The sequence below is a fragment of the Dyadobacter sp. UC 10 genome (genome assembly GCF_008369915.1).
Lineage (GTDB): Bacteria > Bacteroidota > Bacteroidia > Cytophagales > Spirosomataceae > Dyadobacter.
In genome coordinates this window covers 1,154,636-1,178,147 of record NZ_VSRN01000001.1, presented here as the reverse complement: position 1 = coordinate 1,178,147, position 23,512 = coordinate 1,154,636, and the positions used below count along the sequence as shown (strand labels likewise).

Here is a 23,512-nt window from a genome sequence, read left to right as displayed (position 1 = left end):
CGCCCGGCTGCCCGCCGCCATTGTCCTCCAAAGCGAAGCAGAGGGACATGTCAGTCTGAGCGCAGCCGAAGACTAATCCAGCTCAACCTTCACCCAAACCAAACGGTGATCTGAGCTGGATTCTCTTTTTTCAACCAGTTCCGCCATCGGTTCGCCCTTTGCCGGCCAGAAAACACCGCTATTGACAACTTTGAAGCCTTTTCTCGACGGAAGTACATAATCCGCCCGCATACGCCAGAATGCGGTATGGTTTTTGGCAAATGCATTGGAACTGCTGTGTTGCGCCCCGCCGCTGCTTGCCGGCGGCATTTCATTATTGATTTTTGAGTGGGATAATAAAGAGCGGATTCCCTCACCGATCGCATTGCCTTCGTCAGGTGAAGCGTTCTGATCGCCAAGAATAACGAATGCCGCATCGGCAGCCAGTCCGCCCTTTTTGCCTTTGTCATCATAAATATAGGCGCCGTCGCTGATGTAATCTTTCCAGAAACGTATTTCGTCGTGGTTGCGCTTTCCGTTACGGTCTTCCGGGCCGTCGAAAGAGGGCGGGGTAGGGTGGCTGGCGAGGAAATGGATCGTTTTTCCATTTACTTGTACCGGTACGTCCCAATGTGATTTGGAAGAAAGCGGAAAAAGCGCCCAGGCTTCGGGTGAATACCAGTCGGTACCGTCGGCATTGGTGGTTTTCAGTGCGCCAGGCATGTCCTTCCATTTGAAATGCTGAAAAGTTCTCACGTTGGCAGTATCGATTGGGAAGCGCGAGAGCAATACCATTCCATACTGACCCGGGTAATTTCCAAAACCCCAGGCATCGGCGCCGTACTGCTCGGCTTTTCCATTCCTGTCGAGGTCAAACGGACTTGGCTGGCCGGTGTTGACAGTCGAATAATAGTAATAGGGATAATCGATTCCTTTCACACCGTCGGAATCATTTTGAAGGTAATTTCGAATAAACGCACCTACTCCGCTGTTGGGGTCTTTCACATAATCAAACTCGTTCAGCAGGATCACATCCGGTCTGACGGTCTTGATAATTTTGGCGATGTTCTTAATCTGCTGATTGCTGCCCGTGGAAAGTTCCTTGACCAATATCTGTTCAGAAAGGCCCTTGGTGCCCCGCGGATAATAATTTTCGGCTTCCATGCTTACATTGTAAGTAGCAAAGGTCAGCGTGGCAGATTGTGCCTGCACGATAATCGGAGTGGTTGAGATCAATAGCGGAAGGAGTAATTTTTTCATTATTTTGAAACTAAGTGATTGTCAATGAAGCGTTAACAAATGCTTTTGAATGATTTCATAATGCTGCCACGGAATGAAGTGATTTGCGCCGGGAATGATAATGACATTAACTTCGACACGGTCGCCCAGTTTCTTTTTACCGTAATCCACATTTTTTACGCTCACAAAAGTATCTGCATCGCCGTGAATAAATGTTACCGGAATTTGAATTTTGTGAAACATCGAATCCAGGTGATACAAATCCTTTTTGAAATACACGATCTCTGTATTGGAAGGCCGGAATGCACCGGGGATTAAATACCTGAATGGAATCCACCGCGCTACGTACCGCCAGCGTTCGCGCGGCTCCTCGAATGGGGATATGGAACCAGCCAATATAGTAAGGGAATTATAACTATCCGGCTCGTCTTCGGCCATTTCCACGATTACCGGCCCGCCAATACTGTGGCCGATCAAATGTACGGGCCTGCCATTATGTTCCTTTTCGATGATTTGCCGGATCATTGCAGCTTGTGGTTGCAGGTGTTTGGCTTTTCCAAAATCACTATACCCGAATCCCGGACGGTCTACGGAGATCATGCGGAAGCGGCTGAGTAATGCGGTATCCTGCATGTAACCGGAGAATGCGTCCCAGCTACCCGGTGAGCCGTGAACAAAAAACAGGGTAGGGAGTGATTCAGAGCCGGTTTTCGCGTAGTGCAATGTTCCGCCGTTTACCGGGAGGTTTTTAAATTCAATGGAAACTCCTGCTTTTTTAAAAGCCTCGGCAGCATCCGCATCTTTGGTCCGGAACTTCATACAGCTCTGCGAAAAAATCAGCCAGGCGAAAAGCAATATGAAGGCGCTGATTTTTAACCATTTGAATTTTCGGAAAGCTGGCGGGAAAGGCATTTGATCCGTAAGATGCGTGATACAATTTAAATGCATTTAGGGGAAATAAAAAAACCGCCCGGTTAAGGGGCGGCTCGTTATTCGGAATGCAATATAATCAGTGAAAGAAATCTTTCATTTTGTCAAAAAAGCCTTTTTCATTCTTTCCGGGCTTCGGCTGGAAGTTAGGAGAGTGACGAAGAGATTCTAACGTTTCACGTTCGTCAGAAGAAAGCTGCTGTGGTGTCCAAACGTTAATATGGACCAGCTGATCTCCTTTTCCGTATCCGTTCAGGTCTTTAATACCTTTACCTTTCAGTCTCAGGATTTTGCCGGCTTGTGTCCCGGATTCAACCGTAATGCGTGCTTTTCCGTCGATGGTAGGTATTTCAACAGACGTACCCAAAGCCGCGTCGATAAAGCTCAGGTGCATATCGAATACGACGTTGTTACCGTCGCGTTTCAGTGAAGCATCCTCTTCTTCCTCGATCACGATCAGCAGGTCACCTGCCATGCCGCCGCGTGCAGGCACATTACCCTTGCCCGACATCGAAAGCTGCATTCCTTCCGCTACGCCACCCGGTATGTTCAGGGTGATCAGGTCGTCTTGCAACAATCTTCCTTCTCCTGCGCATGAATCGCAACGCTCGCTGATGATCTTGCCGTCGCCGTTACAGGTTGGGCAGGTGCTGGTCGAAACCATCTGGCCGAGCATCGTGCTTACCACTTTGCGTACCTGGCCGGTTCCGTTACAGCTGTTACAGTTGGTGAGGGAAGTACCGTGTTTCGCGCCATTTCCCCCGCAGGTATTGCAGGTTACGTGGCGTTTCACCTTGATTTTCTTCTCCACACCATTGGCAACCTCTTCCAGGTTCAGTTTCAGCTTGATCCGGAGATCCGATCCCTTACGTACCCGGCGACCTCCGCCTCCACCCTGGCGTCCGAAAATATCTCCGAACGGGCTGCTGTCTCCGAATATATCCCCGAATTGGGAGAAAATATCGTCCATGGTAAAGCCGCCGCCACTGAATCCGCCGGCCCCGCCTCCGCTTGCTCCACCTACGCCCGCATGTCCGAACTGGTCGTAACGCGCGCGCTTATTATCATCGCTCAAAATGCTGTAAGCTTCGGCAGCTTCTTTAAATTTATCTTCTGCCGTGGGATCTTCCGGGTTTTTATCCGGGTGAAATTTGATTGCAAGCTTGCGGTAAGCTTTTTTAATGTCTTCTGCCGCAGCCTTTCTGTCTACGCCCAGTACCTCATAATAATCTCTTTTCTTTGCCATTATTTTGTCCTAATGTATCATGTAAAGCGGCTGTGCAATGTATTTAACAATGGATAGATGCCTTTGGTCATTATACATCATACATTATTGATTAAATCAGGCACCCACGATCACTTTCGCGTAGCGGATCACCTTATCGTTTAAATAATATCCTTTTTCAATCTCATCGATCACCTTGCCTTTCAGGTCTTCCGAGGGCGCAGGGAATTGCGCGATTGACTCGTGAATTTCAGCGTCAAAAGCTTCTCCTTTGGATTCCATTGGTTTTAATCCTTTGGATTCCAATGCTTTGAATAGCTTAGTGTAAATCAGGTCGACACCTTCTTTTAATGCTTCCACATCTGTTGAAGAGTCAAAAGATACCTTTGCGCGCTCAAAATCGTCCACAATCGGCAGTATCAGCTTCACCATATCAGCTCCCGCACCGGAGATCATTTCCAGCTTTTCCTTTGCGGTTCTTCTGCGGAAGTTCTCAAAATCTGCATAAAGACGGATGTATTTGTCCTTCAATTCTGCGATCTCGATTTTGGCTGCTGTTACCGGATCGGTTTCTACCGCTTCGACGGGTGCCTCAGCAGAGGGTGCCTCACCAGAGGGTGCCTCACCAGTTATCTCCTGCCCTGCATTATCGAGAGGGACGGAATTGGAAATTTCATTGTTTTCACTTGTTGCCGTGTTGTCAGTTTCCAATGGCGCATTTTCCTCGTTCATTTCGTAGTTTTTGTCTTGATCTATGTTGAATTCTGTATTTTCCGGCATAATTCTCAATAATAACGTGACTGTTGCAATGTCACAGGAAGAGTAAATTATTTTGCCAGGGCTAAATTACTGACAAGATGGCATTTTACAATAATTTGTAAATTTGCAAGATGACGACCGCAGATCTAGTATGCCAGGAAAGAAGTCAGTTCGTGAAGATGAAAGCAAGGGAAGCTGGCTTTGATTTTTGTGGTATCTCGAAAGCGGAGTTTCTGAAAGATGAAGCTCCAAGACTGGAAAACTGGCTGAAAAAAGGCAGTAATGGTGCTATGGGGTACATGGCGAACCATTTTGACAAACGGCTCGATCCGACGAAGCTGGTTGAAGGAGCGAAAAGCGTTATTTCCGTACTGCTTAATTATTATCCCGAAAAACGACTGCCCGAGGGAGAAGAGGATCTCAAAATTTCCAAATATGCTTACGGCACCGACTATCATATTGTATTAAAAGAAAAACTGGCTGCATTAATGCTCGGGATCAGCGAGGAAGTGGGTGAAGTGAATGGAAGAGTATTCACAGATTCCGCGCCGGTGATGGATAAAGTATGGGCGGCAAAGAGCGGACTGGGCTGGGTCGGCAAGCATTCCAATCTCCTGAACCGCGAAACCGGCAGCTTTTTCTTTATAGGAGAAATCATCTGCGACCTCGAACTGGCACCCGACGGGCCCGTCCAGGATTATTGCGGCACCTGCACCCGCTGCATCGACGCCTGCCCGACCGATGCGATAACCGAACCATTCGTGGTTGATGGAAGTAAATGTATCAGTTACTATACCATTGAACTCAAAGATGCAATTCCTGAGGATGTGCGGGGGAAATTCGACAACTGGATTTTCGGATGTGATATTTGTCAGGATGTTTGCCCGTGGAACCGCTTTTCCAGGCCGCATGCCACGCCCGAGTTCAATCTTTCTGAAACTTTGTCAGCGTTCAGCAAGAGTGATTGGCAGGAAATTACGGAGGAAGTGTTCAGAGAAATTTTTAAACGGTCGCCTGTAAAAAGAGCGAAATTTGATGGTTTGAAGCGAAATATAGATTTTGTTATATCATCTAAATAAAAAGCACAACTAATACCTAATCCTTTTATATTTGGGCTTGGGAGTTTCCTTTCGATTACCGAAAAACACACTCAATATTATGAGAAGACAATCTGTCAATCTTTGGGCCGTGCTGGTATGCGTAGTTATAGGGCAAGTGGTTCCGGCTTTATGGTATGGCGCTTTTTCTGATAAATGGATGGCGTTGAACGGGTTCACACCGGAGCAGATCAAAGCAGCCACCAGTCCGGCTCCCTACCTTGCCAGTATTGTTTCTTCCTCTTTCGCCGCCTATACCATCGCGTGGGTGTTCACTAAAATCCCTGTCAAATCTTTGTTTGCCGGTTTCGTCATCGGGCTCTTGTTCGGAGTGGTTTTTGTATTGTTCGAAACGATTGTAAAGGATATGTTTTCCCTGAAACCATTGCTGCTGTCCCTGATCGACGGAGGGGTGAGTGCAATCGTTTATGCTATCACCGGTAGTATTCTGGGGGGATGGCGCAAATATGAATAATCCAGAGCCAGCTTCCTTACAGTATTCAATCTTCTTTTAGTACTAGTTCTCTTTATCTCGTCCTTAATCAGGCTGCCGGGGCAATTCTATTTGTCATTGTTTTGCTTAAAGCAGTTTTCGAAGCACCTCATTTTACCTAATCAATAAGATATGGAAGTGTGTCTTCGAGCACGCAGTAAAAAGTTTCGTTTTAATAAATGTTTTTTGGACAAATAATATTTTACAGGAAGTAAAAATGCACGGCTTTTGGTGCCATAAATTGTATTTCTACCAGAATATTAGTTTAGTGCAATTAAATTTTTCGAAATAAATTGCTAGTGTTGTGAATTACATTTAAATTTCATCGATTTAATGAACACCGAATATTCTATAAGGCTAGTATAGTTTGTCAGCAACCCCAGTTCTATCGGCCGCATTTGATAATTGACCATCTGAATCCCTTTAATGCGGACAGCTTATCACAGAGGTCAGAAATAGCAAGCTCACGTATATTGATTGCAAGCGTCCCAAAATTCGGTAGAAGAAGAAATTAAAAAATTTTAAATACTCGTTCCGGTTTGCCTATGATTTGATACTTTACTCTCATCCCTAACAATGATAAGGAACTTGAAGTCAGTACTTTAAGGTCTTTTACTGCTCTGATCACCTTTTCAGGTGTATGGAGTTTACTATGCCAAATTTTTCTTAACAATTAACATTCAAGATTATGAAAAGAAAGAAAGAAGTAAAGTGTCCCTTGTGGATGAAACTTACTTTTTACCAGATGGTCGCCATGGCGGCTTCCGTGAGTGCATCACTTGCTGTACCGATCAAATCGGGAAGTAGCTTGAATCACACAGTAGCAGTCAAAGTTAACGTAAGAGCCGTTTCTGGTACGGTAACCGACACCAAAGGGGAGCTTGTTCCAGGCACGACTGTGCTGATTAAGGGTACTGAAACAGGTACGATCACCGATGCCGCCGGTAAGTTTTCTATCGACGTTCCTAATGACCAAACTATCCTGGTGTTTTCATCTATCGGTTTCAATACCAAAGAGGTGACCGTAGGATCGCAAAGTACATTGAACGTTGTGCTCGAAACATCCGCTTCCGTGCTTGAGGAAGTAGTAGTAACAGCTCTCGGTATCCAAAGGGATAAGAAAGCGCTAACCTATGCAACGCAGCAGATCGGGGGCACTGAACTGCGGCAGGCTGCCAACACCAATTTCGTTGACGCCCTGAACGGTAAGGCAGCAGGTATCGACATTAAGGTAAGTAGCTCTGGTGCAGGTGGTTCTACAAGGGCTGTACTGAGAGGTAACAAATCTTTGCAGGGCTCTAGTGAAGCGCTTTATGTAATTGATGGTATTCCGATGGTCAATAACAAAGGCGGTCAGCCTGGCTCTTATGGTGGAACGGATGGTGGAGATGGTCTATCGGCGATCAACCCTGCGGATATTGAAAGTATCAGCATTTTGAGAGGGGCAAATGCTTCTATTCTTTATGGTAGCCAGGGCGCCAACGGGGTGATCCTGATTACAACCAAAAAAGGTAAAGAAGGTAAACTGTCTGTGGATTTGAATTCCAGCGCTGTGGTGGAACAAGTATCCGGTCTGCCTGATTTTCAGTATCGTTACGGAACCGTGGGCGGTGATTACAGCTGGACTCCCATCGGGACACCCGAGGTTAAGTCTGACAATTACCAGAAAGATTACATCAAAGATTTCTTCCAGACAGGAGCTACTTTTACCAACTCGGTGGCAATTACCGGCGGGAACGCTAAAACCAACGTTTACTTCTCCTATGCCAATATCTCTTCTAAGGGCGTCATGCCAACGAATACTTATGTTAAGAACAACTTCTCGTTCAGACAAAGTACCAAACTGCTTAAGGACAAGATTACAATCAGCTCTGGTGTGATTTTATCGGCTGAAAAATCCAAGAACCGCCCGGGTGCAGGGTACTACAACAACCCGCTGACTGGTTTATATCTCTTCGCCAGGGACCGCGATTTTAATAGTTACAGAGATAACTTCGCTGTCTTCAATGAGGAGAGGAATATGGATAAGATGAACTGGTATTCGACGGAGGAAAAGCAAAACAATCCTTACTGGGAAATCAACAGAAACCCGAAACTGCAGACCTACAAAAGGATCATCGCCAATGCTAAATTATCCTATGATATTCTGGAAAGCCTGAGATTTGAAGTAAGGGGTAACATTGATTATAACAATGTTCTGGACGACAAGCGGTACGCGGCAGGCGGTAACTCGGTGAGTGTGAGTCCTAACGGTACCTGGGCTTATAACAGATATACCGATCAGTCGGTCTACACGGACGGTATCCTTACCTATAATAAGAGCTTTGGAGATTTCAGTGTAATGGCGCTGGCTGGTCTGAGCTATCAGAAAAACACGTACTTCGATGGTCTGAGAGTTGGCAACGGGACTGTATCATTACAGTATCCCAACGTATTCACATTCGCGAACATGCCGTACAATGTGATTTTCAACAATCACCCGGATTATAGCAATACGATCAAGCAGGGTGCATTTGCAAACTTGTCCCTGGGGTTCAAAGACTTTCTTTTCCTGGATCTCGCGGGGCGTAATGACTGGGCTTCTACCCTGGCGCTTACTGGTAACCAATCCTACTTTTATCCATCTGTCGGAGGATCTGCTGTGATAAGCCAGATGCTTGACTTGCCTCAGGCGATTTCATTGCTGAAAGTACGGGCATCGTTTTCACAAACGGCAAACGAAGTACCCTATAACAGAGTGCTTCCATTGAGCAGTATCGGTGGAGCTGGCGGACCAACCGGCATAGGCGGTATTAACAGGCCCACGCAGGTCCCCTTTACCAACTTAAAACCTGAAAAGATCGTAGCCAATGAGTATGGTGTTGAGGTTAAGTTGTTCAAGAACAGGTTGGGAGCTGACTTCACATATTACAACGGCGCAAGTACCAATCAGTTTCTTTCGCTGACAGCACCATCCGGTTCGGGATATACCACCTACTATGTCAATGCAGGAAGGATCGAAAACAGCGGATTTGAGTTAACGATCAATGCAGAGCCTGTCCGCACCGACAAGTTCAGCTGGAACACTACATTGAACGCCTCCCAAAACAAAAACAAGATTGTGGAATTGATTGCATCTAATCCTAATTATCAAGTAGGTGGTGATGACGAGGGTTTTGCATCCATCATTAGAGCAGGCGGTCGTTTCAATGACGTGTATATTTTCAAATTTGCGAGAAATGAAGCCGGAGCCATTATTTTGGATAAAAATGGTGTGCCTACAAAAGCTGCTAAGCAAGAACTGGTGGGTAATGTGAACCCTAAGCTTCTTATGGGGTGGACCAACAATATCAGTTATGGTAACTTCTTTGCCAGCGTATTGGTCAATGGAAAATTCGGCGGCGTTGCATTCTCTAAAACAGAGGCATTCCTGGATTCCTACGGTGTAAGTGAAAGGTCTGCGGAAGCGAGAGATGCCGGAACAATGGCTATCAATGCAGTTACACCCGAAGGTGCAGCCGTGAATACGATCGCTCCATATACGTACTATTCTGCCATCGGTGACAGGAACAAAATTATGGAACCTTATGTGTATTCCAGGACAAACGTCAGGTTAGGGCAGTTTGTGATCGGCTATAATTTTAAAAGCAAAGCCACAAACCCTGTGTTTAAAGATGCTTCCCTGTCGTTTGTAGGAAGGAACTTGTTCTTCCTATACAAAAAAGCGCCTTTCGATCCTGAGCAGGCAATGACTACCAGCAATGCAATGCAGTCTACTGACGTATTTGGTATGCCGGCTACAAGGTCATATGGTTTGAACCTAAAGGTCACTTTCTAAAAACTTTAAAATTTCTATCATGAAACAAATATTTCTCGCACTGGTATCCCTGATTGCGTTCGCGGGCTGTACAGGTAATTTTATTGAGGCAAACGAGAACCCGAACCAGATTTCAGATGAATTGCTTAAGCAGGATTTTAACCTGGTAGGTTCTCCTTTTTCGAACATGATCTTCAATTTGAATGGTCATCAGATTGAAGAGGACCTGTGTGCCGACAACTGGATGGGGTATATGGGTACACCTACGGATTTTGTCGGTAATGTGAATAATACCACCTATTATATACGCTGGAATGCTTATTGGGGGCGGGTCTATGGTAGTGTCATGTCCCCTGCAAAGCAGGTTATCCAGCTGGCTGCAGACAATGACCTTCCGCTTTTTGCTACGTGGGCAAAGTTGATCCGTATCCTGGCCATGTCCAAATTGACGGCAGTACACGGGCCGGTCATTTATACGCAATATGGTACCACCGCTAACTCAATCCTGTACGATAAAGAATCAGACCTGTATCCGCTATTCTTTAAGCAGTTGGATTCTATACAGACGGATCTCGGAGCAAACAAAGAGTACGCAGGGTTTAAGAAATTTGACCCTAGTGCATATGCCGGAAGTATTCCTCAATGGCAAAAAGTGGTTAATTCCCTGCGTCTGAGACTGGCAATGCGCCTTTCGAAAGTGGATCCTGCATTAGCTAAAACTGAGGGAGAAAAAGCTTTGGCTGATCCTGCGGGTTTGATAACCGTCAATGCTGACAACTTTATCAATTCATTGAATGGATCTAAGATACCTGTTGCCCAGATATCTTATGAATGGGACGATACCCGCATGGGCGCCCCAATGGAATCTTTCCTGATTGGTCTGAAAGATGGCCGGATTTCGCAGTTCTACGCGCCAATGTCTGCGGCGAATGCTGCACTGTATAAAGATCATCCGACGATGCCTTACAAAGGAGTTCGGAACGGCGGTTTTGTAAAAGCAAAAGCGGACCATGTACCTTTCTCGAAAGTAAACGAAAGCTTCCAGACTGTGCAGACAAGAAGGAATTTTACTGCTGCGGAAGTTGCTTTTCTTAAAGCAGAGGCCGGGCTCAGAGGATGGGCGGGTGCAGGCGATCCAAAGGCCAATTATGAAAATGGCGTAAGGTTATCTTTCGCTGATTGGGGCGCAGCCGGTGTAGACGCCTACCTTGCTGACGCTACCAGCAAGCCGATCAATTACGTGGATCCGATCGATGCCCGTAACAGTTTTACTGCTGCTTCAACCATCACTGTGGCCTGGAACAATGCGGATTCGAATGAATTGAAACTGGAAAAAATCATTACCCAGAAGTACATCAATACATTCACGAATACCATCGAAGCCTGGGTCGATTTCAGACGTACAGGCTACCCGAAAATCCCACATGTAGCCAAAAATGACAGTAATGGTGACTGGGGAGTAATTCCTGCAAATGAATGGATCAAAAGAATGCCTTTTATCAATGATGAAAGGATTGGCAATACTGCCGCAGTTGCAGATGCTGTAACAAAAATGGGTACGGGTGCAAAGGATGATATTGCAACCCGTCTATGGTGGGATACCGGAAAAGTTGCGAACTTCTGACATCCAGGCAGGCAGCATTTGAGTAACTTAAAATTCTGCTTTACAGCGGTAGGGGATATAGATCCCCTACCGCTTTCTGATTTATATGCCAGTTAGTAACCAATATTGCACCAAAATTGGATAGTTTTGGCAAAACAATTCCTGATAATTCTTAACGATGACCAAAGCACTGATCCTGCTGATTATGACCCTGGCACTACCTGTTTTGCAATCTTATGCGCAAAACACAGTCGGGGCAGAGTGGAAAAAGGATCGGATCGAGGATACCCTGAAAGTCAAGGAAAAGGAGGCCGAAAAGCATTACATTCCTACGTGGCAGTTCGGTTTGAACGGAGGGCTGGCGAAAAGACTTTTCAGGTCGGGAATAATCGCCAGTTCGGCGGAGGAAAAATACATGGATGATCTGAAATCAGGGATATCCTTCGGTGCAAACGCTTCTTATTTTCTCTGGCGGCAGGTCGGTTTCGGTCTGGTTTACGACAGGTATCAAAGCAAAGCCAGCGCAGCGGACGGATTGTCTGAAAATGTGCTGATCCAGCATCTCAGCGGTTCAGTTATCCACAGGGCCGTTTTAAAGAGTCTCAAAACTTCGGTGATCAGCTCTTTCATGCTGGGTTACCAACCTTACCATAATAAGGCCAGCGTGGACGCGGAGCACCTGAATTTTTCGGCAAACACGATGGGATGGGGGCTGAGCGTCGGGATTGAACGGCGGCTTGGTAATCGTTTCGCATTGAACCTCACAGGCAGCGCCATGATGGGCGCGGTTTACCGTTTGAAAAAGGAGACCGCCTTTAATACATCGACTCTGCATTTATCAAAAGACGACCACGTAGATTTGTCGAGAGCATCGCTGACGCTTGGTCTGCGGTTCTTCTAGGGTTTTTTATTAAATTTGAATAAACAGCTTTGTCATGGTAATAGAAAGAACTGATAAGGAAGTGATAATCAGACTGCCGGCGACCGTGGATATAGAGGAGTTGCAAGATTTGATTGATTTTGCCCGCTATAAAGAAATTACTTCTGCATTTCAGGTGGATCAAGAAAAGGTCGACGCACTTGCCAGCGGTATCAATGCTGCTTGGTGGAGTGAGAATAGAGAGCGCTTTGCTGAATGAAAATTGTTGTTGATACCAATGTCGTTTTTAGCGGCATACTTAATTCTTCAAGCCGGATTGGTCACATCCTGATCGATTCAAAAAAACATTTCGAATTTTTTAGCTGTGATTTTCTTCAGTTTGAAATTTTAAAACATTAGCAGAAGCTTTTGAAATTTACAAAGCTCACGGCAGGGCAGTTAACCGAGCTGCAAAAACTCGTCACAGCCCATATTATTTTCATTAACGAAAAACTGATTCCTCCCAAGGAAATTGCCATAGCAGAAGCACTTTTGTCGGATATTGACATCAATGATACCCCCTTTGTTGCTTTAACCAACCATCTTGGTTGCAAACTATGGACCGGCGACAAAGTGCTTATAGAAGGGTTACGGGGCAAGGGTTATCAGCATATTGTTACAACTCCCGAATTATTCAAACTTCTATTTGATCTCGAAACTGCGTGACGGCCAGCTGCTTTGTTCTCAAAAAATGCTCATACAGAATTGCTGGTTATTTCAAACTATCATTAAGTAAGGGATATATTGGATTTTAGAGTCTGATAATGGAAGCTGTGTTAATCTGCATATCTTAAAATAATATTAAGATGCGCTTAACCCGGGTAGTATTCCATTATTTTAGATTTTTAATTCTAAACTCTTAATAGCCTGACATGATTAAATTGCGTACATGCCGCCTTATCTGGCTCGTTATCTGTGCAGTAGCCTTTACAATCTTCGCAAACAGCGTCTCCCTGGCACAAAAAAAGAAGCCGGTTGTTGTGTTCGTAACCGGCGATCACGAATATAGCGGAGAAGAAACCCTGCCGATTGTAGCAGCCGAGCTGGAAAAGAATTATGGTATGAAAACCATTTTTCTGAAAGCGAAGGACGGTCCAAACGATGAAAAGAACATCCCCGGGCTGGAAGCATTGAAGGACGCTGATCTGGCTATTTTTTACCTCAGATGGAGACAGCTGCCGAAAGACCAGCTTGCACATATTGATGCTTATTTAAAATCGGGAAAACCGGTAATGGGCTTCCGAACCACCACTCACGCATTTAATTATCCAAAAGGCCACGAAAGTGAAAAGTGGAACGCCTTCGGGGAGTTTGCTTTAAACTCGCCTCCGGGCTGGGGCGGCGCAGCCAAGCACACGCACTATGGTCACGAAAGCAGTACCGATGTAACGGTCAATGCCGACCAGGCCAGCAATCCGATATTGACAGGGGTAAAAGGCCCGTTTCATGCCAGGTCATGGCTGTACCGCGTCCTGCCTGATTATCCTACCAAAGGATCGACGTTGCTTTTGACAGGGAAGGCGGTGAATGCGGACAAAGAGGCGATTGAGAACCCGGTGGCCTGGACCGGCACGAATTCATTCGGAGCCAAAATATTTATGACCACTCTGGGGCACCCGGAGGATTTTAAACTCGAACCTTTTCAGCGACTGGTTATCAATGCGATACACTGGGAGCTAGGGCTTCCAATCCCAAAATGGAAAGGCAAAATGAATATTGACGTGGCATACCGCGGCATGAAATAATACCTGCATACTTCCTAATCCAACCTAAGAATTACTAACAAGATGTCTAAACCCAAAAGAATCAGCGTTCACATATCGCTTATTGTATTTGGATTGGCCCTGATCGCGTTCAGTGCTTTCAAATTCAATCAAACAGCCTCCATCGCCATTCAGAAAGGCTCGCACATTGTTTTGCTCGGAAACAACCTGGGATCCAGAATGATGAATTACGACAACTTCGAGACGGAGTTGCACGTACGCTATCCCCAAAATGAACTTTTCATCCGTAATATGTGCGACGGTGGCGACACCCCAGGTTTCAGACCGCACGCAAGCAGAAACTCTCCCTGGGCATTTCCGGGAGCCGAAAAGTTTCAGACGGAACTCGCTAATCCATCGCAAAGTGAAGGTCACTTCGATACACCGGACCAATGGTTAACCCGCCTGAAAGCAGATGTTATCGTTGCTTTTTTTGGCTATAATGAATCTTTTCAAGGCAAAGAGGGGCTTGCGAATTACAAAGCTGAGCTCGATGCATTCATCAAATACACATTGACCCAAAAATACAACGGCGCCACTACCCCTAAGCTGGCTATTGTTTCTCCTATTGCATTTGAAGATTTGTCTGGCCAATATGATTTACCAAACGGTAAGAAGGAAAATGAGAATCTTTCGATGTACTCGAAAGCTATGAAAGAGGTAGCAGATCAGAATAAGATTCTCTTCGTAGATGCATTCACACCCTCGCAAAAATGGTACGCAGAAAGCAAAGAGCCGTTAACGATCGATGGTTCTCAGCTGAATGCGGAAGGTTATAAAAAGCTGGGTGTATTGCTGGCTGATCAGGTTTTTGGTAAAGCTGCTCCCAAGGCCGAGGCTAACAGGCAGTTAATCCATGCAGCTGTTGATGAGAAAAACTGGATGTGGCACAACGATTTTAAAGTCCCGAACGGGGTGCACGTTTATGGTCGCAGGTATAACCCTTTCGGCCCAGATAATTATCCAGCGGAAATCGAGAAGATCCGGGAAATGACAGATATTCGGGATAAAGCCGTTTGGCTCGCTGCTTCAAAAGGTCAGAAAACAGACCTGGCTGCTGCTGATAAGAACACGAAACCATTGCCACCGGTCAAAACCAACTTTAACCCGGAAAAAAACGGCAGTCTTCAATACCTGTACGGTCAGGATGCGTTGAGTAAACTAAAAGTGCCTGAGGGTTATAAAATAGAGCTTTTTGCTTCCGAAGAAGAGTTTCCGGACCTGGCGAAACCAATGCAGATGTCTTTCGACAACAAAGGCCGGCTGTGGGTTGCGACCATGCCGAGTTACCCGCATTACAAGCCGGGAGACACGAAGCCTGACGACAAGATCATCATTCTGGAAGATACTAATAACGACGGAAAAGCGGATAAGCAAACCGTTTTCGCCGATGGCCTGCATTTGCCACTCGGTTTCGAAATAGCCCCGGAAGGTGTGTATGTTTCAGCGGGTACCAACCTTAAATTTTTTGCGGATACGAATGGAGATGATAAGGCGGATAAAATGGAGATCCTGCTCAGCGGTTTCGATGACCACGATACGCACCACAACAGCCACGCATTCACAGTCGACCCTTCGGGCGCCATTTATTCGGGAGAAGGCGTTTTTCTGCACACGAATGTAGAAACTTCTTACGGACCGGTTCGTGCAACGAACGGTGGCTTTTACCGTTATGCGCCACAATTGAAAAAGCTTGAACGTACCGCGCAGCTTTCAATCCCTAATCCATGGGGTATTGCATTCGATGATTGGGGGCAGCCATTTTTTGCGGAAACTTCGAGTCCTGATGTGCGGTGGATGATGCCGGGCAGCGTTTTGCCGAGATACGGCGAAGCGACGCACAAATCGGTGCAGCTGGTAGAAGACAAGCACCGTGTGCGGCCGACTTCCGGTCTTGAATTTGTATCAAGCCGCCATTTCCCCGAGGAATTGCAGGGAGATTTTCTGATCAACAATACGATCGGCTTTTTGGGGACGAAAGAACATACTTTGGTAGATGACGGAACTGGTTACAAAAGCCGCCACCGGCAGGACCTGGTAGTAAGTGAAGACCGCAACTTCCGCCCCGTGGATATGGAATTTGCACCCGACGGCTCCCTCTACGTGATCGACTGGCATAATATCCTGATCGGACACATGCAGCACAATGCGCGCGACCCGTTGCGTGACCATTCTCACGGCCGCGTTTACCGCATTACCTATCCTTCTCGTCCGCTGGTTATTCCAGCTAAAGTCGATGGTGCTACTATTGAACAACTACTGGATAACCTGAAATTGCCTGAGTACCGCACGAGATACCGTACCAGAAGAGAGTTGAGGGGACGTGACGCAGCACAGGTTTTATCTAAAATGAATACCTGGATTGCAGGGCTCGACAAGAATGACCCACGTTATGAACACCATTTGCTGGAAGGTTTATGGGTGAGCTGGGGTTTGAATAAAGTAGATCAAAAGCTATTAAAACAACTACTGAAAGCCAAAGATTACCATGCGCGCGCTGCGGCAGTTCAGGTTGTGCGCTATACCGGACACCAGGTGCCGGATCAGGCCGAACTGCTGATGCAGGCCGTGAAAGATGAAAATAGCCGTGTACGACTTGTAGGTATAGTTGCTGCATCGTGGATTGGTAAGGAAAAAGGGCTGCCTATTCTGGCGGAAGCTAAGAAGATGCCACTTGACGAATGGACAATTCATGCCTTTGAAGCAGCTGAGGCACACTTGAAAGGGGAGAATGTGAAGAAAGACAAAGAAGCTGTGGCCAAAACTTCGCTGAAAGGAAATGATCTGATCCTCTTTAACCAGGGAAGACAGATTTATGCGAAGGAAGGCTACTGCGCGACTTGCCACCAGCCTGACGGAAAAGGACTTGCCGCAGCTGGTTTTCCTCCATTAAATAACACGAACTGGGTATTGGGTAGCGACGAGAGATTGATCAAACTGGCACTGAAAGGATTACTGGGGCCTATTGAAGTAAGTGGTAAGAAATATCCCGGACAAGTTCCGATGACACCTTTCGGGGGACTCTTAAAGGATGACGAAATTGCCGCAGTGCTTACATATGTGAGGAATTCGTTTGGCAATAAGGGGCCGGCCATTTCGCCTGAGAAAGTGAAGCAGGTTCGGGCCGCTACGGAGAGCAAAAAGGATTTTTATTCACCCGAACAGCTGCTGAAAGAGCATCCGATGGAAAAGATGTAAGTACGCATTAAACCAGCATAAAAGCCACCTTAAAGTGGCTTTTATGCTTTAAAGTGTTCCGTTAAGTATGTTGTGCATAGGCTGGAATTTGAGAATAACGACTAATAAATTAGATTTGCTACGTCCTGCCTTCTATATCTTTGGTTTGGGGGCCGGATAAGCTCTTCATCTATTTAGTCTGGCCTATGCAGCGAATTTTAGCGGGTGTTGTTCTTATTCTTGTTGCCCTCATTTTTGTAGCCTATAATTATTACTACTCAGTAAATTTTCCTTATCAGGACGATTTCCTTCTGATCCAGTTCATTGAAGCGATTTCCCCGAGCGGCCTTGGATTGGCCGGCGTGTTAAAGGAACTGTTCAGGACATTCAATGACCATAAAGCGGCTGTTCCGCGGTTCGTTGCCCTCATGGAATATTACGTTACCGGCCAGCTGAACTTCCGGTTTTATATTGTCCTGGTCTCTTTCAATCTGATCTATATTTTCTATTTTCTGTATTTGCAGTTCAGGAAAACCAGATTGCCGCTTATCTATTTCCTGCCAGCCCCGTTTCTCTTTTTTCAGCCCCTGTATCACGAAATCTCGAACTGGGCTTTGACTGGTATGCAGCATTCTTACCTGACCGCATTTACTGTCACGGCCATCATACTTGTTTCGCGCCGCAGTGCTTCCGCTTTTTATGGCGCTATGTTGTGTTGTTTTCTGGCCACGTTCACGCATGGGAACGGTATCTTGTCCTTTCCGGCCATCATCCTGTACTTTCTTTGCCTGAGAGATTTTAAAGGGGCGATTATGACGACGGTTTTTATGATCTCCTGCTTCCTTATTTACATTATTGGTTACGAATCCGGACAGGCGGGAAGGCTACCCAACGATGTAATCAGCTTTCTCTCATCGCTTTTTGGCTTTATAGGATCGAGCATGTCGCTTTGGGCCGAGCCAGAGCTATGGTCGGCAGTGTGGGGTATTGTGATGGTCGCATTCATGGCATTTATTCTGTTTAAAATAGCGCGGGTTTACTTCGGCAAACCGGTTACTGCGAAGCCGGGGACAGTTGAGCTGCTCGCGTTATTTGCCTTTATATTCATAACCAGCACAGTGATCGCCCTTTTTCGCTCATGGGCAGGAAGCACAATTGCCAGTCGCTTCCAGATTTATGCTGCGCTTGCTACCGTCATCTTTTACATTATGCTGATTGATTACACGTCCTTTTTCAGAAAAAGGACTGTGCTGACTGCCATGATCGGATTGAGCATTTTCTACTGGGGTTACTCATATTACAAATTTACAGGCATGGTGGCCGGGCAAAAAACCATGTACCTGGCCGACGTCTATAACTGGAAAACAAATCATAATATGTTCTCCGTTGAGAAGGCGATTACGCGGAATGCAGACTTTTATCTGACGCCCGGATATGAAAAAGGTTTTTTCAGCTTACCTAAACCTGTCGTCGAAATGGCGGAACTTGACTCGATGTTTAACGCTGCGACGAGTACGACGACAGATTACAAGATGTATGTGGAGAAGTGGAAAATGGAGCGACTGTCTCGGGAAAGAACCGAAATCCTTACACACTATTTCATTTCAAGCAATAAGCAACCGATAAGAAAAGGACTGTCCGGCAACCGTTTTCTGGTTTTGAAAGACCAGGGGAACGGACAGATACATCTGGCAAATGCAAATCCGAAAGTGGAGGCAAGAAAGGAAATTATCACGAGGGGTACTTACTACAAGCCGGGCTTCAATGCTTTTTTCCGGATAGACGATCTGAAACCCGGAGGCTACGAGCTGGGTGTTCTGGATGTGAGTGACGAGGGTAAAAAAACTTTTTTCCGGCTTGATAAATCGCTGCTGGTAACTGCCGGAGGACTTACTTTGCAATAGGTTGCAAAGCGTACTTCCCGACTTGTTTTAGCGCATCACTAATCAATATCAATATTGGTTATTTAATATTTTCCGATGCTTCCGGGATATGGATTAAATACTGCCTGAAGGCTGGAATCCTGCGAAAAAAAACGTATCTTTGCATGCTTAAAAGGCCACAAATCGGTTCTTTTTGTCCAGGTGAAAAATAAACTATATGTCAAACGAAACAGTGCTTGAAGTGAACAGCTATTCAGCTGAAAATATCCAGGTTCTTGAAGGTTTAGAGGCCGTTCGCAAGCGTCCGGCAATGTACATCGGTGATACCGGCTTCAAAGGGGTTCACCACTTGATTTGGGAGGTTGTCGACAACTCCATCGATGAGGCAATGGCCGGGTATTGTGACACGATCAATGTCACCATCGAAAAGAATAATTCTATTACAGTTCAGGATAATGGCCGTGGTATCCCGACCGGGATGCACCCAAAAGAAAAAAGATCTGCATTAGAGGTCGTACTGACTGTTTTGCACGCAGGCGGTAAATTTGATAAAGACACTTATAAAGTTTCAGGAGGTTTGCATGGAGTAGGGGTTTCCTGCGTAAATGCACTTTCTATACACCTTCGCGCGGAAGTCCATAGAGAGGGGAAAATATTCGAACAGGAGTTTAGTGAAGGTAAGCCATTGTACCCGACAAGGGTAATCGGTGAGTCTGAAAAAACAGGGACTTTTATCCACTTCTTGCCGGATGCCACCATATTCAGCGTTACTGAATTCAAATATGAAACTGTCGCAACACGTTTGCGGGAATTGTCCTATTTGAACAAGCGGATCCGCATTACGCTGGAGGATAAGCGTGAGGAAGATGAAGATGGTAAATTCCGGGGTGAGGAATTCTATTCGGAAATTGGTCTGAATGAATTTGTAACCTACCTGGACGCTACCCGGACACCGCTTATTCCCGAGCCGATCCATATGGAAACGCTGAAAGGAACAGTGCCGGTAGAGGTGGCTATGATGTACAACACTTCTTACAGTGAGAATGTGTTTTCATATGTCAACAATATCAACACCATCGAAGGCGGAACGCACGTTTCGGGTTTCCGGGCTGCATTGACGAGGACCCTCAAAAATTACGCGGAGAAATCGGGTGTTCTGGCCAAAGAGAAAATCGAAATCAGCGGCGACGATTTCCGCGAAGGACTTACAGCTGTCATTTCTATTAAAGTCCAGGAGCCGCAGTTCGAAGGTCAGACCAAAACGAAACTGGGTAACTCGGAAGTAACCGGAGTAGTAAGTCAGGTAGTTTCAGAAATGCTGGACACTTACCTGGATGAACATCCGAAGGAAGCGCGTGTTATTATCGATAAAGTGATTTTGGCTGCCAAAGCGCGTATTGCTGCGAAAAAAGCGCGTGAGATGGTTCAGCGTAAAAATGTACTCACAGGTACAGGTTTACCGGGGAAACTCTCCGACTGCTCAGAAACTGACCCTAACGTATGTGAATTGTACCTCGTTGAAGGGGACTCGGCGGGCGGAACTGCCAAACAAGGCCGTAACCGTGCTTATCAGGCCATATTACCTCTTCGCGGTAAAATCCTGAACGTAGAAAAAGCACAGGAATACCGCATTTACGAAAACGAAGAGATCAAAAATATGTTCACCGCAATGGGTGTGCAGATTGGAAAAGACGGAGACGAACGCGCGTTGAATATCGACAAGCTCAGGTACCACAAGATCGTGATCATGACGGATGCTGATATCGACGGTAGTCACATCCGTACCCTGATCCTGACTTTCTTCTTCCGATATATGAAGATACTGATCGACCACGGGTACATTTACATCGCCCAGCCGCCGTTGTATCTGGTTAAAAAAGGACGTGAAGAGCGGTATTGCTGGACAGAATTGCAGCGCGAAGAAGCGATCAGAGAGATTGGTGCCGGGAAGGAAGACTCTGTGGGGGTGCAGCGATATAAAGGTTTGGGTGAAATGAATGCAGAGCAATTGTGGGAAACGACTATGAATCCTGAAAGAAGAAGTTTGAAGCAGGTTTCTATCGAGTCGGCCGCAGAAGCGGATCACCTTTTCTCTATGCTCATGGGTGATGAAGTTGCCCCGCGGCGCGATTTTATTGAGAAAAATGCAAAGTATGCGCGTGTAGACGTATAGCCTTTGATTTCATACCGGATTTGTAAGAACGGGTGGCTGTCATTGGCAGTCATCCGTTTCTTTTTGATGCCAAAATTTAACAGAAAGTTCATCCGGGCAGAAACAATAGATTATTTACATTCGTTGAAATTTTAGTAGGTTTTACATTTATCAACATTGATTTTTTATGTCCGATTCAAGCGACCACACATATAGCAATGAAAAGAAGGGTAAGCTGACCAATTTGCTCGCCTTTTTCAAAAGCACCAAAGAACCGGCACCCACTGAAGAGAACAAGGTGGTAAGCTCGTCGGAGAAGGCGGCTAGCCTGGTGCAGCAAAGCGATATGATCAGTAGGGACCTGAGCTGGCTGAAATTCAATGACCGGGTGCTCGATCAGGCTTTGGACGAAGAAAGAAACCTCTTTGACCGCCTGAAATTCCTCGCCATTACATCCTCCAACCTCGATGAATTCTTTACCATCCGGGTCGGTAGTCTCTATAATTACCTCGATTTCGGTAAGGAACGTCTCGACTACTCGGGTTTACGGGAAATACCTTTCAGGAAAGTAATGATGCGCGAAATCCATGATTTTGTGCGCAGGCAGAACGAATGCTACACGAACCAATTGAAGCCACTTTTTGCCAAACACGGTTTCAGGATCGTGGGTTTCGATGAAATCGTGGAAGAAGAGAGAACGGCTGTTGAAGAATATTTTGAGCGCACGGTGTACCCGATGCTCACGCCAATGCTTTTTGACTACACGCATGCATTTCCTGTTTTGCTTGCCAAAGTACTGGTGCTGGGTGTGATTACACAGGTCAAAGGAACCACGTCCGAGGAAGACCGGAAGCTGTCATTTGTGCAGTTGCCGCTTAACCTGCCGCGTTTTTACGTCATAGAGCGGGAAGACGAGCTGCTTTTCGTACCCATTGAAAATATCGTCCGAAAGCATATTAATAAACTGTACCGAAATGTCGATATCGTTTCCACAAACCTTTTCCGTATTCTCAGAAACGGTGATTTTACACTGGAAGAAAGCGACGATATCGAGGCGGACTTTATTGATGAAATCAAGCAAAAGATTAAAAGCAGGAGGCTGGGGCGCGTCGTGCAGGTTTCTATTGAGCCCGATATTAACCCTGATCTTTTAAATCTTATTAAAAAACGCTGGGAAATAGATGATTACAATGTCTTTCCGACCGAGGGACTGATCGATTACACCGCATTCTGGAATATTATCAAACATCCGGAGTTCAAAGACCAGATCCCCCCGATTCACCCGCCGGTACCGCCGCTCGGCCTGGATCGTGAGCGCATTCCTGATATTTTTGAGACCATGCGTGAGCGGGATATTCTGCTGCACCATCCTTACAATAATTTCGAGCCGGTTTTGCAGCTTCTCGAGCAGGCAGCCGAAGATCCGAAAGTACTTTCCATCAAGCTGACAATTTACCGGCTTGCCAAAAATTCGCGCGTTACCGAGGCGCTCTTGCATGCTGCTGAAAACGGCAAGCACGTGGCGGTCTTATTTGAAGTAAAGGCGCGTTTCGACGAGGAGAATAATATCCGAGAAGCGCAGCGGCTACAAAAGGCTGGCTGCTTTGTGATTTACGGGATCGGTTTGTTAAAAACGCATACCAAGTTGCTGCTGATCGTCCGCAATGAAGGCAACCGCGTTTTACGCTATGCGCACCTTTCAAGCGGAAACTATAACGAAGATACGTCGAGGCTTTATACAGATACCGGCCTGCTGACTTCGAATGAGGAATATACGCATGATATTTCCGAATTTTTTAATGTCATAACCGGGCATTCGATCCCGACCGAATACCAGAACCTGATCACAGCGCCGCGCTACATGCGGGCCAAATTGATCGAACTGATCCAGCAGGAAGCAGAGAATGCAAAAGCCGGATTAAAAAGTGGTATCTGTATCAAAATCAACTCGCTGGAAGACCGGGATACCATTTTGGAATTGTACAAAGCTTCCGAAGCCGGCGTACCCATTCGTTTGATAGTAAGAGGAATGTGCTGTTTGCGGCCTAAACGGCAGGGATTGAGTGAGAACATTACGGTGAGATCGCTTGTTGGAGATTTTCTGGAACATTCGCGTATCTTCTACTTTCATCAGAACGGTAACCCGCTTGTTTACGGAGGCAGCGCCGACGCCATGGTACGGAGTTTTGACAAGAGGATCGAATCACTTTTCAAGCTGGTTGACCCTCGCGTACGTCAGGAAGCGATCCATATTCTGGCTTATAGTCTGATGGACAATGTGAATGCTTATGAATTGCAGGAAGACGGTTCGTACATCAAATGCGAAATTGAAGAAGGTGTAGAGCCACTCAACGTGCACAAAGCCTTTTATAATGTGAGACTGGACGAAGTAATGGCTACACACCTCTTTCAATCGGAAGATAAAAAGTTGGAGTCGCAGGGAACGGAAACAGAACAGGCAGAACCGGAAGTCCAGGAGGAAGCGACCGGTCAATAA

15 protein-coding genes and 1 pseudogene are annotated in these 23,512 nt (G+C 46.1%); 12 read left to right on the top strand and 4 right to left on the bottom strand.

Annotation, left to right across the window (positions count from 1 at the left end; genetic code table 11):
• Nucleotides 1–72: 72 nt before the first annotated feature.
• The 4 genes from FXO21_RS04565 to FXO21_RS04550 all read right to left on the bottom strand — a co-directional run bounded on the left by FXO21_RS04565 (nucleotide 73) and on the right by FXO21_RS04550 (nucleotide 4,153).
• The gene (locus FXO21_RS04565) at nucleotides 73–1,239 is read right to left on the bottom strand and encodes an endonuclease/exonuclease/phosphatase family protein (RefSeq protein ID WP_149638985.1); all 1,167 of its coding nucleotides are present in this window, start codon (nucleotides 1,237–1,239) and stop codon (nucleotides 73–75) included.
• A 21-nt stretch (nucleotides 1,240–1,260) separates the two neighbouring features.
• The gene (locus tag FXO21_RS04560) at nucleotides 1,261–2,166 is read right to left on the bottom strand and encodes an alpha/beta fold hydrolase (RefSeq protein ID WP_149638984.1); all 906 of its coding nucleotides are present in this window, start codon (nucleotides 2,164–2,166) and stop codon (nucleotides 1,261–1,263) included.
• A gap of 61 nt (nucleotides 2,167–2,227) precedes the next feature.
• Nucleotides 2,228–3,394 (bottom strand): molecular chaperone DnaJ, encoded by a 1,167-nt coding sequence (dnaJ, locus tag FXO21_RS04555; protein WP_149638983.1) that lies wholly within the window; start codon nucleotides 3,392–3,394, stop codon nucleotides 2,228–2,230.
• A 96-nt stretch (nucleotides 3,395–3,490) separates the two neighbouring features.
• Nucleotides 3,491–4,153 (bottom strand): nucleotide exchange factor GrpE, encoded by a 663-nt coding sequence (locus tag FXO21_RS04550; RefSeq protein WP_149638982.1) that lies wholly within the window; start codon nucleotides 4,151–4,153, stop codon nucleotides 3,491–3,493.
• 110 nt (nucleotides 4,154–4,263) lie between these two features.
• Between FXO21_RS04550 and queG the strand changes: the two genes are divergently transcribed.
• The 12 genes and pseudogenes from queG (at nucleotide 4,264) to ppk1 (ending at nucleotide 23,512) form a co-directional block, all read left to right on the top strand.
• Nucleotides 4,264–5,211 carry a tRNA epoxyqueuosine(34) reductase QueG gene (queG, locus tag FXO21_RS04545; RefSeq protein WP_149638981.1) on the top strand — a complete coding sequence of 316 codons (948 nt, stop codon included), beginning with the start codon at nucleotides 4,264–4,266 and terminating at the stop codon, nucleotides 5,209–5,211.
• A gap of 79 nt (nucleotides 5,212–5,290) precedes the next feature.
• On the top strand, nucleotides 5,291–5,704 hold the full coding sequence (locus FXO21_RS04540) for a DUF1761 domain-containing protein (protein WP_149638980.1): 414 nt from the start codon (nucleotides 5,291–5,293) through the stop codon (nucleotides 5,702–5,704).
• Between the two features lie 706 nt (nucleotides 5,705–6,410).
• Nucleotides 6,411–9,539 carry a SusC/RagA family TonB-linked outer membrane protein gene (locus FXO21_RS04535; RefSeq protein ID WP_149638979.1) on the top strand — a complete coding sequence of 1,043 codons (3,129 nt, stop codon included), beginning with the start codon at nucleotides 6,411–6,413 and terminating at the stop codon, nucleotides 9,537–9,539.
• 19 nt (nucleotides 9,540–9,558) lie between these two features.
• Nucleotides 9,559–11,142 (top strand): SusD/RagB family nutrient-binding outer membrane lipoprotein, encoded by a 1,584-nt coding sequence (locus FXO21_RS04530; protein ID WP_149638978.1) that lies wholly within the window; start codon nucleotides 9,559–9,561, stop codon nucleotides 11,140–11,142.
• 157 nt (nucleotides 11,143–11,299) lie between these two features.
• Entirely contained in the window at nucleotides 11,300–12,022 is a 723-nt protein-coding gene (locus FXO21_RS04525) for a porin family protein (protein ID WP_149638977.1), read from the top strand.
• A 34-nt stretch (nucleotides 12,023–12,056) separates the two neighbouring features.
• Complete coding sequence (locus FXO21_RS04520; RefSeq protein ID WP_149638976.1) at nucleotides 12,057–12,260, top strand: hypothetical protein; 204 nt, start codon at nucleotides 12,057–12,059, stop codon at nucleotides 12,258–12,260.
• Nucleotides 12,257–12,706, top strand: a pseudogene (locus FXO21_RS04510) (PIN domain-containing protein). The gene FXO21_RS04520 and the pseudogene FXO21_RS04510 overlap by 4 nt, the downstream one beginning before the upstream one ends.
• 206 nt (nucleotides 12,707–12,912) lie before the next feature.
• Nucleotides 12,913–13,785, top strand: a complete 873-nt coding sequence (locus FXO21_RS04505) for a ThuA domain-containing protein (RefSeq protein WP_149638973.1) — start codon at nucleotides 12,913–12,915, stop codon at nucleotides 13,783–13,785.
• Nucleotides 13,786–13,827: 42 nt separating this feature from the next.
• Nucleotides 13,828–17,001, top strand: a complete 3,174-nt coding sequence (locus FXO21_RS04500; RefSeq protein WP_149638972.1) for a PVC-type heme-binding CxxCH protein — start codon at nucleotides 13,828–13,830, stop codon at nucleotides 16,999–17,001.
• A 185-nt stretch (nucleotides 17,002–17,186) separates the two neighbouring features.
• Nucleotides 17,187–18,884, top strand: a complete 1,698-nt coding sequence (locus FXO21_RS04495) for a hypothetical protein (protein WP_149638971.1) — start codon at nucleotides 17,187–17,189, stop codon at nucleotides 18,882–18,884.
• A gap of 196 nt (nucleotides 18,885–19,080) precedes the next feature.
• Entirely contained in the window at nucleotides 19,081–21,036 is a 1,956-nt protein-coding gene (gene gyrB / locus FXO21_RS04490) for a DNA topoisomerase (ATP-hydrolyzing) subunit B (RefSeq protein ID WP_149638970.1), read from the top strand.
• Between the two features lie 166 nt (nucleotides 21,037–21,202).
• Nucleotides 21,203–23,512, top strand: coding sequence for a polyphosphate kinase 1 (gene ppk1 / locus FXO21_RS04485; RefSeq protein ID WP_149638969.1), 2,310 nt, complete (start codon nucleotides 21,203–21,205; stop codon nucleotides 23,510–23,512).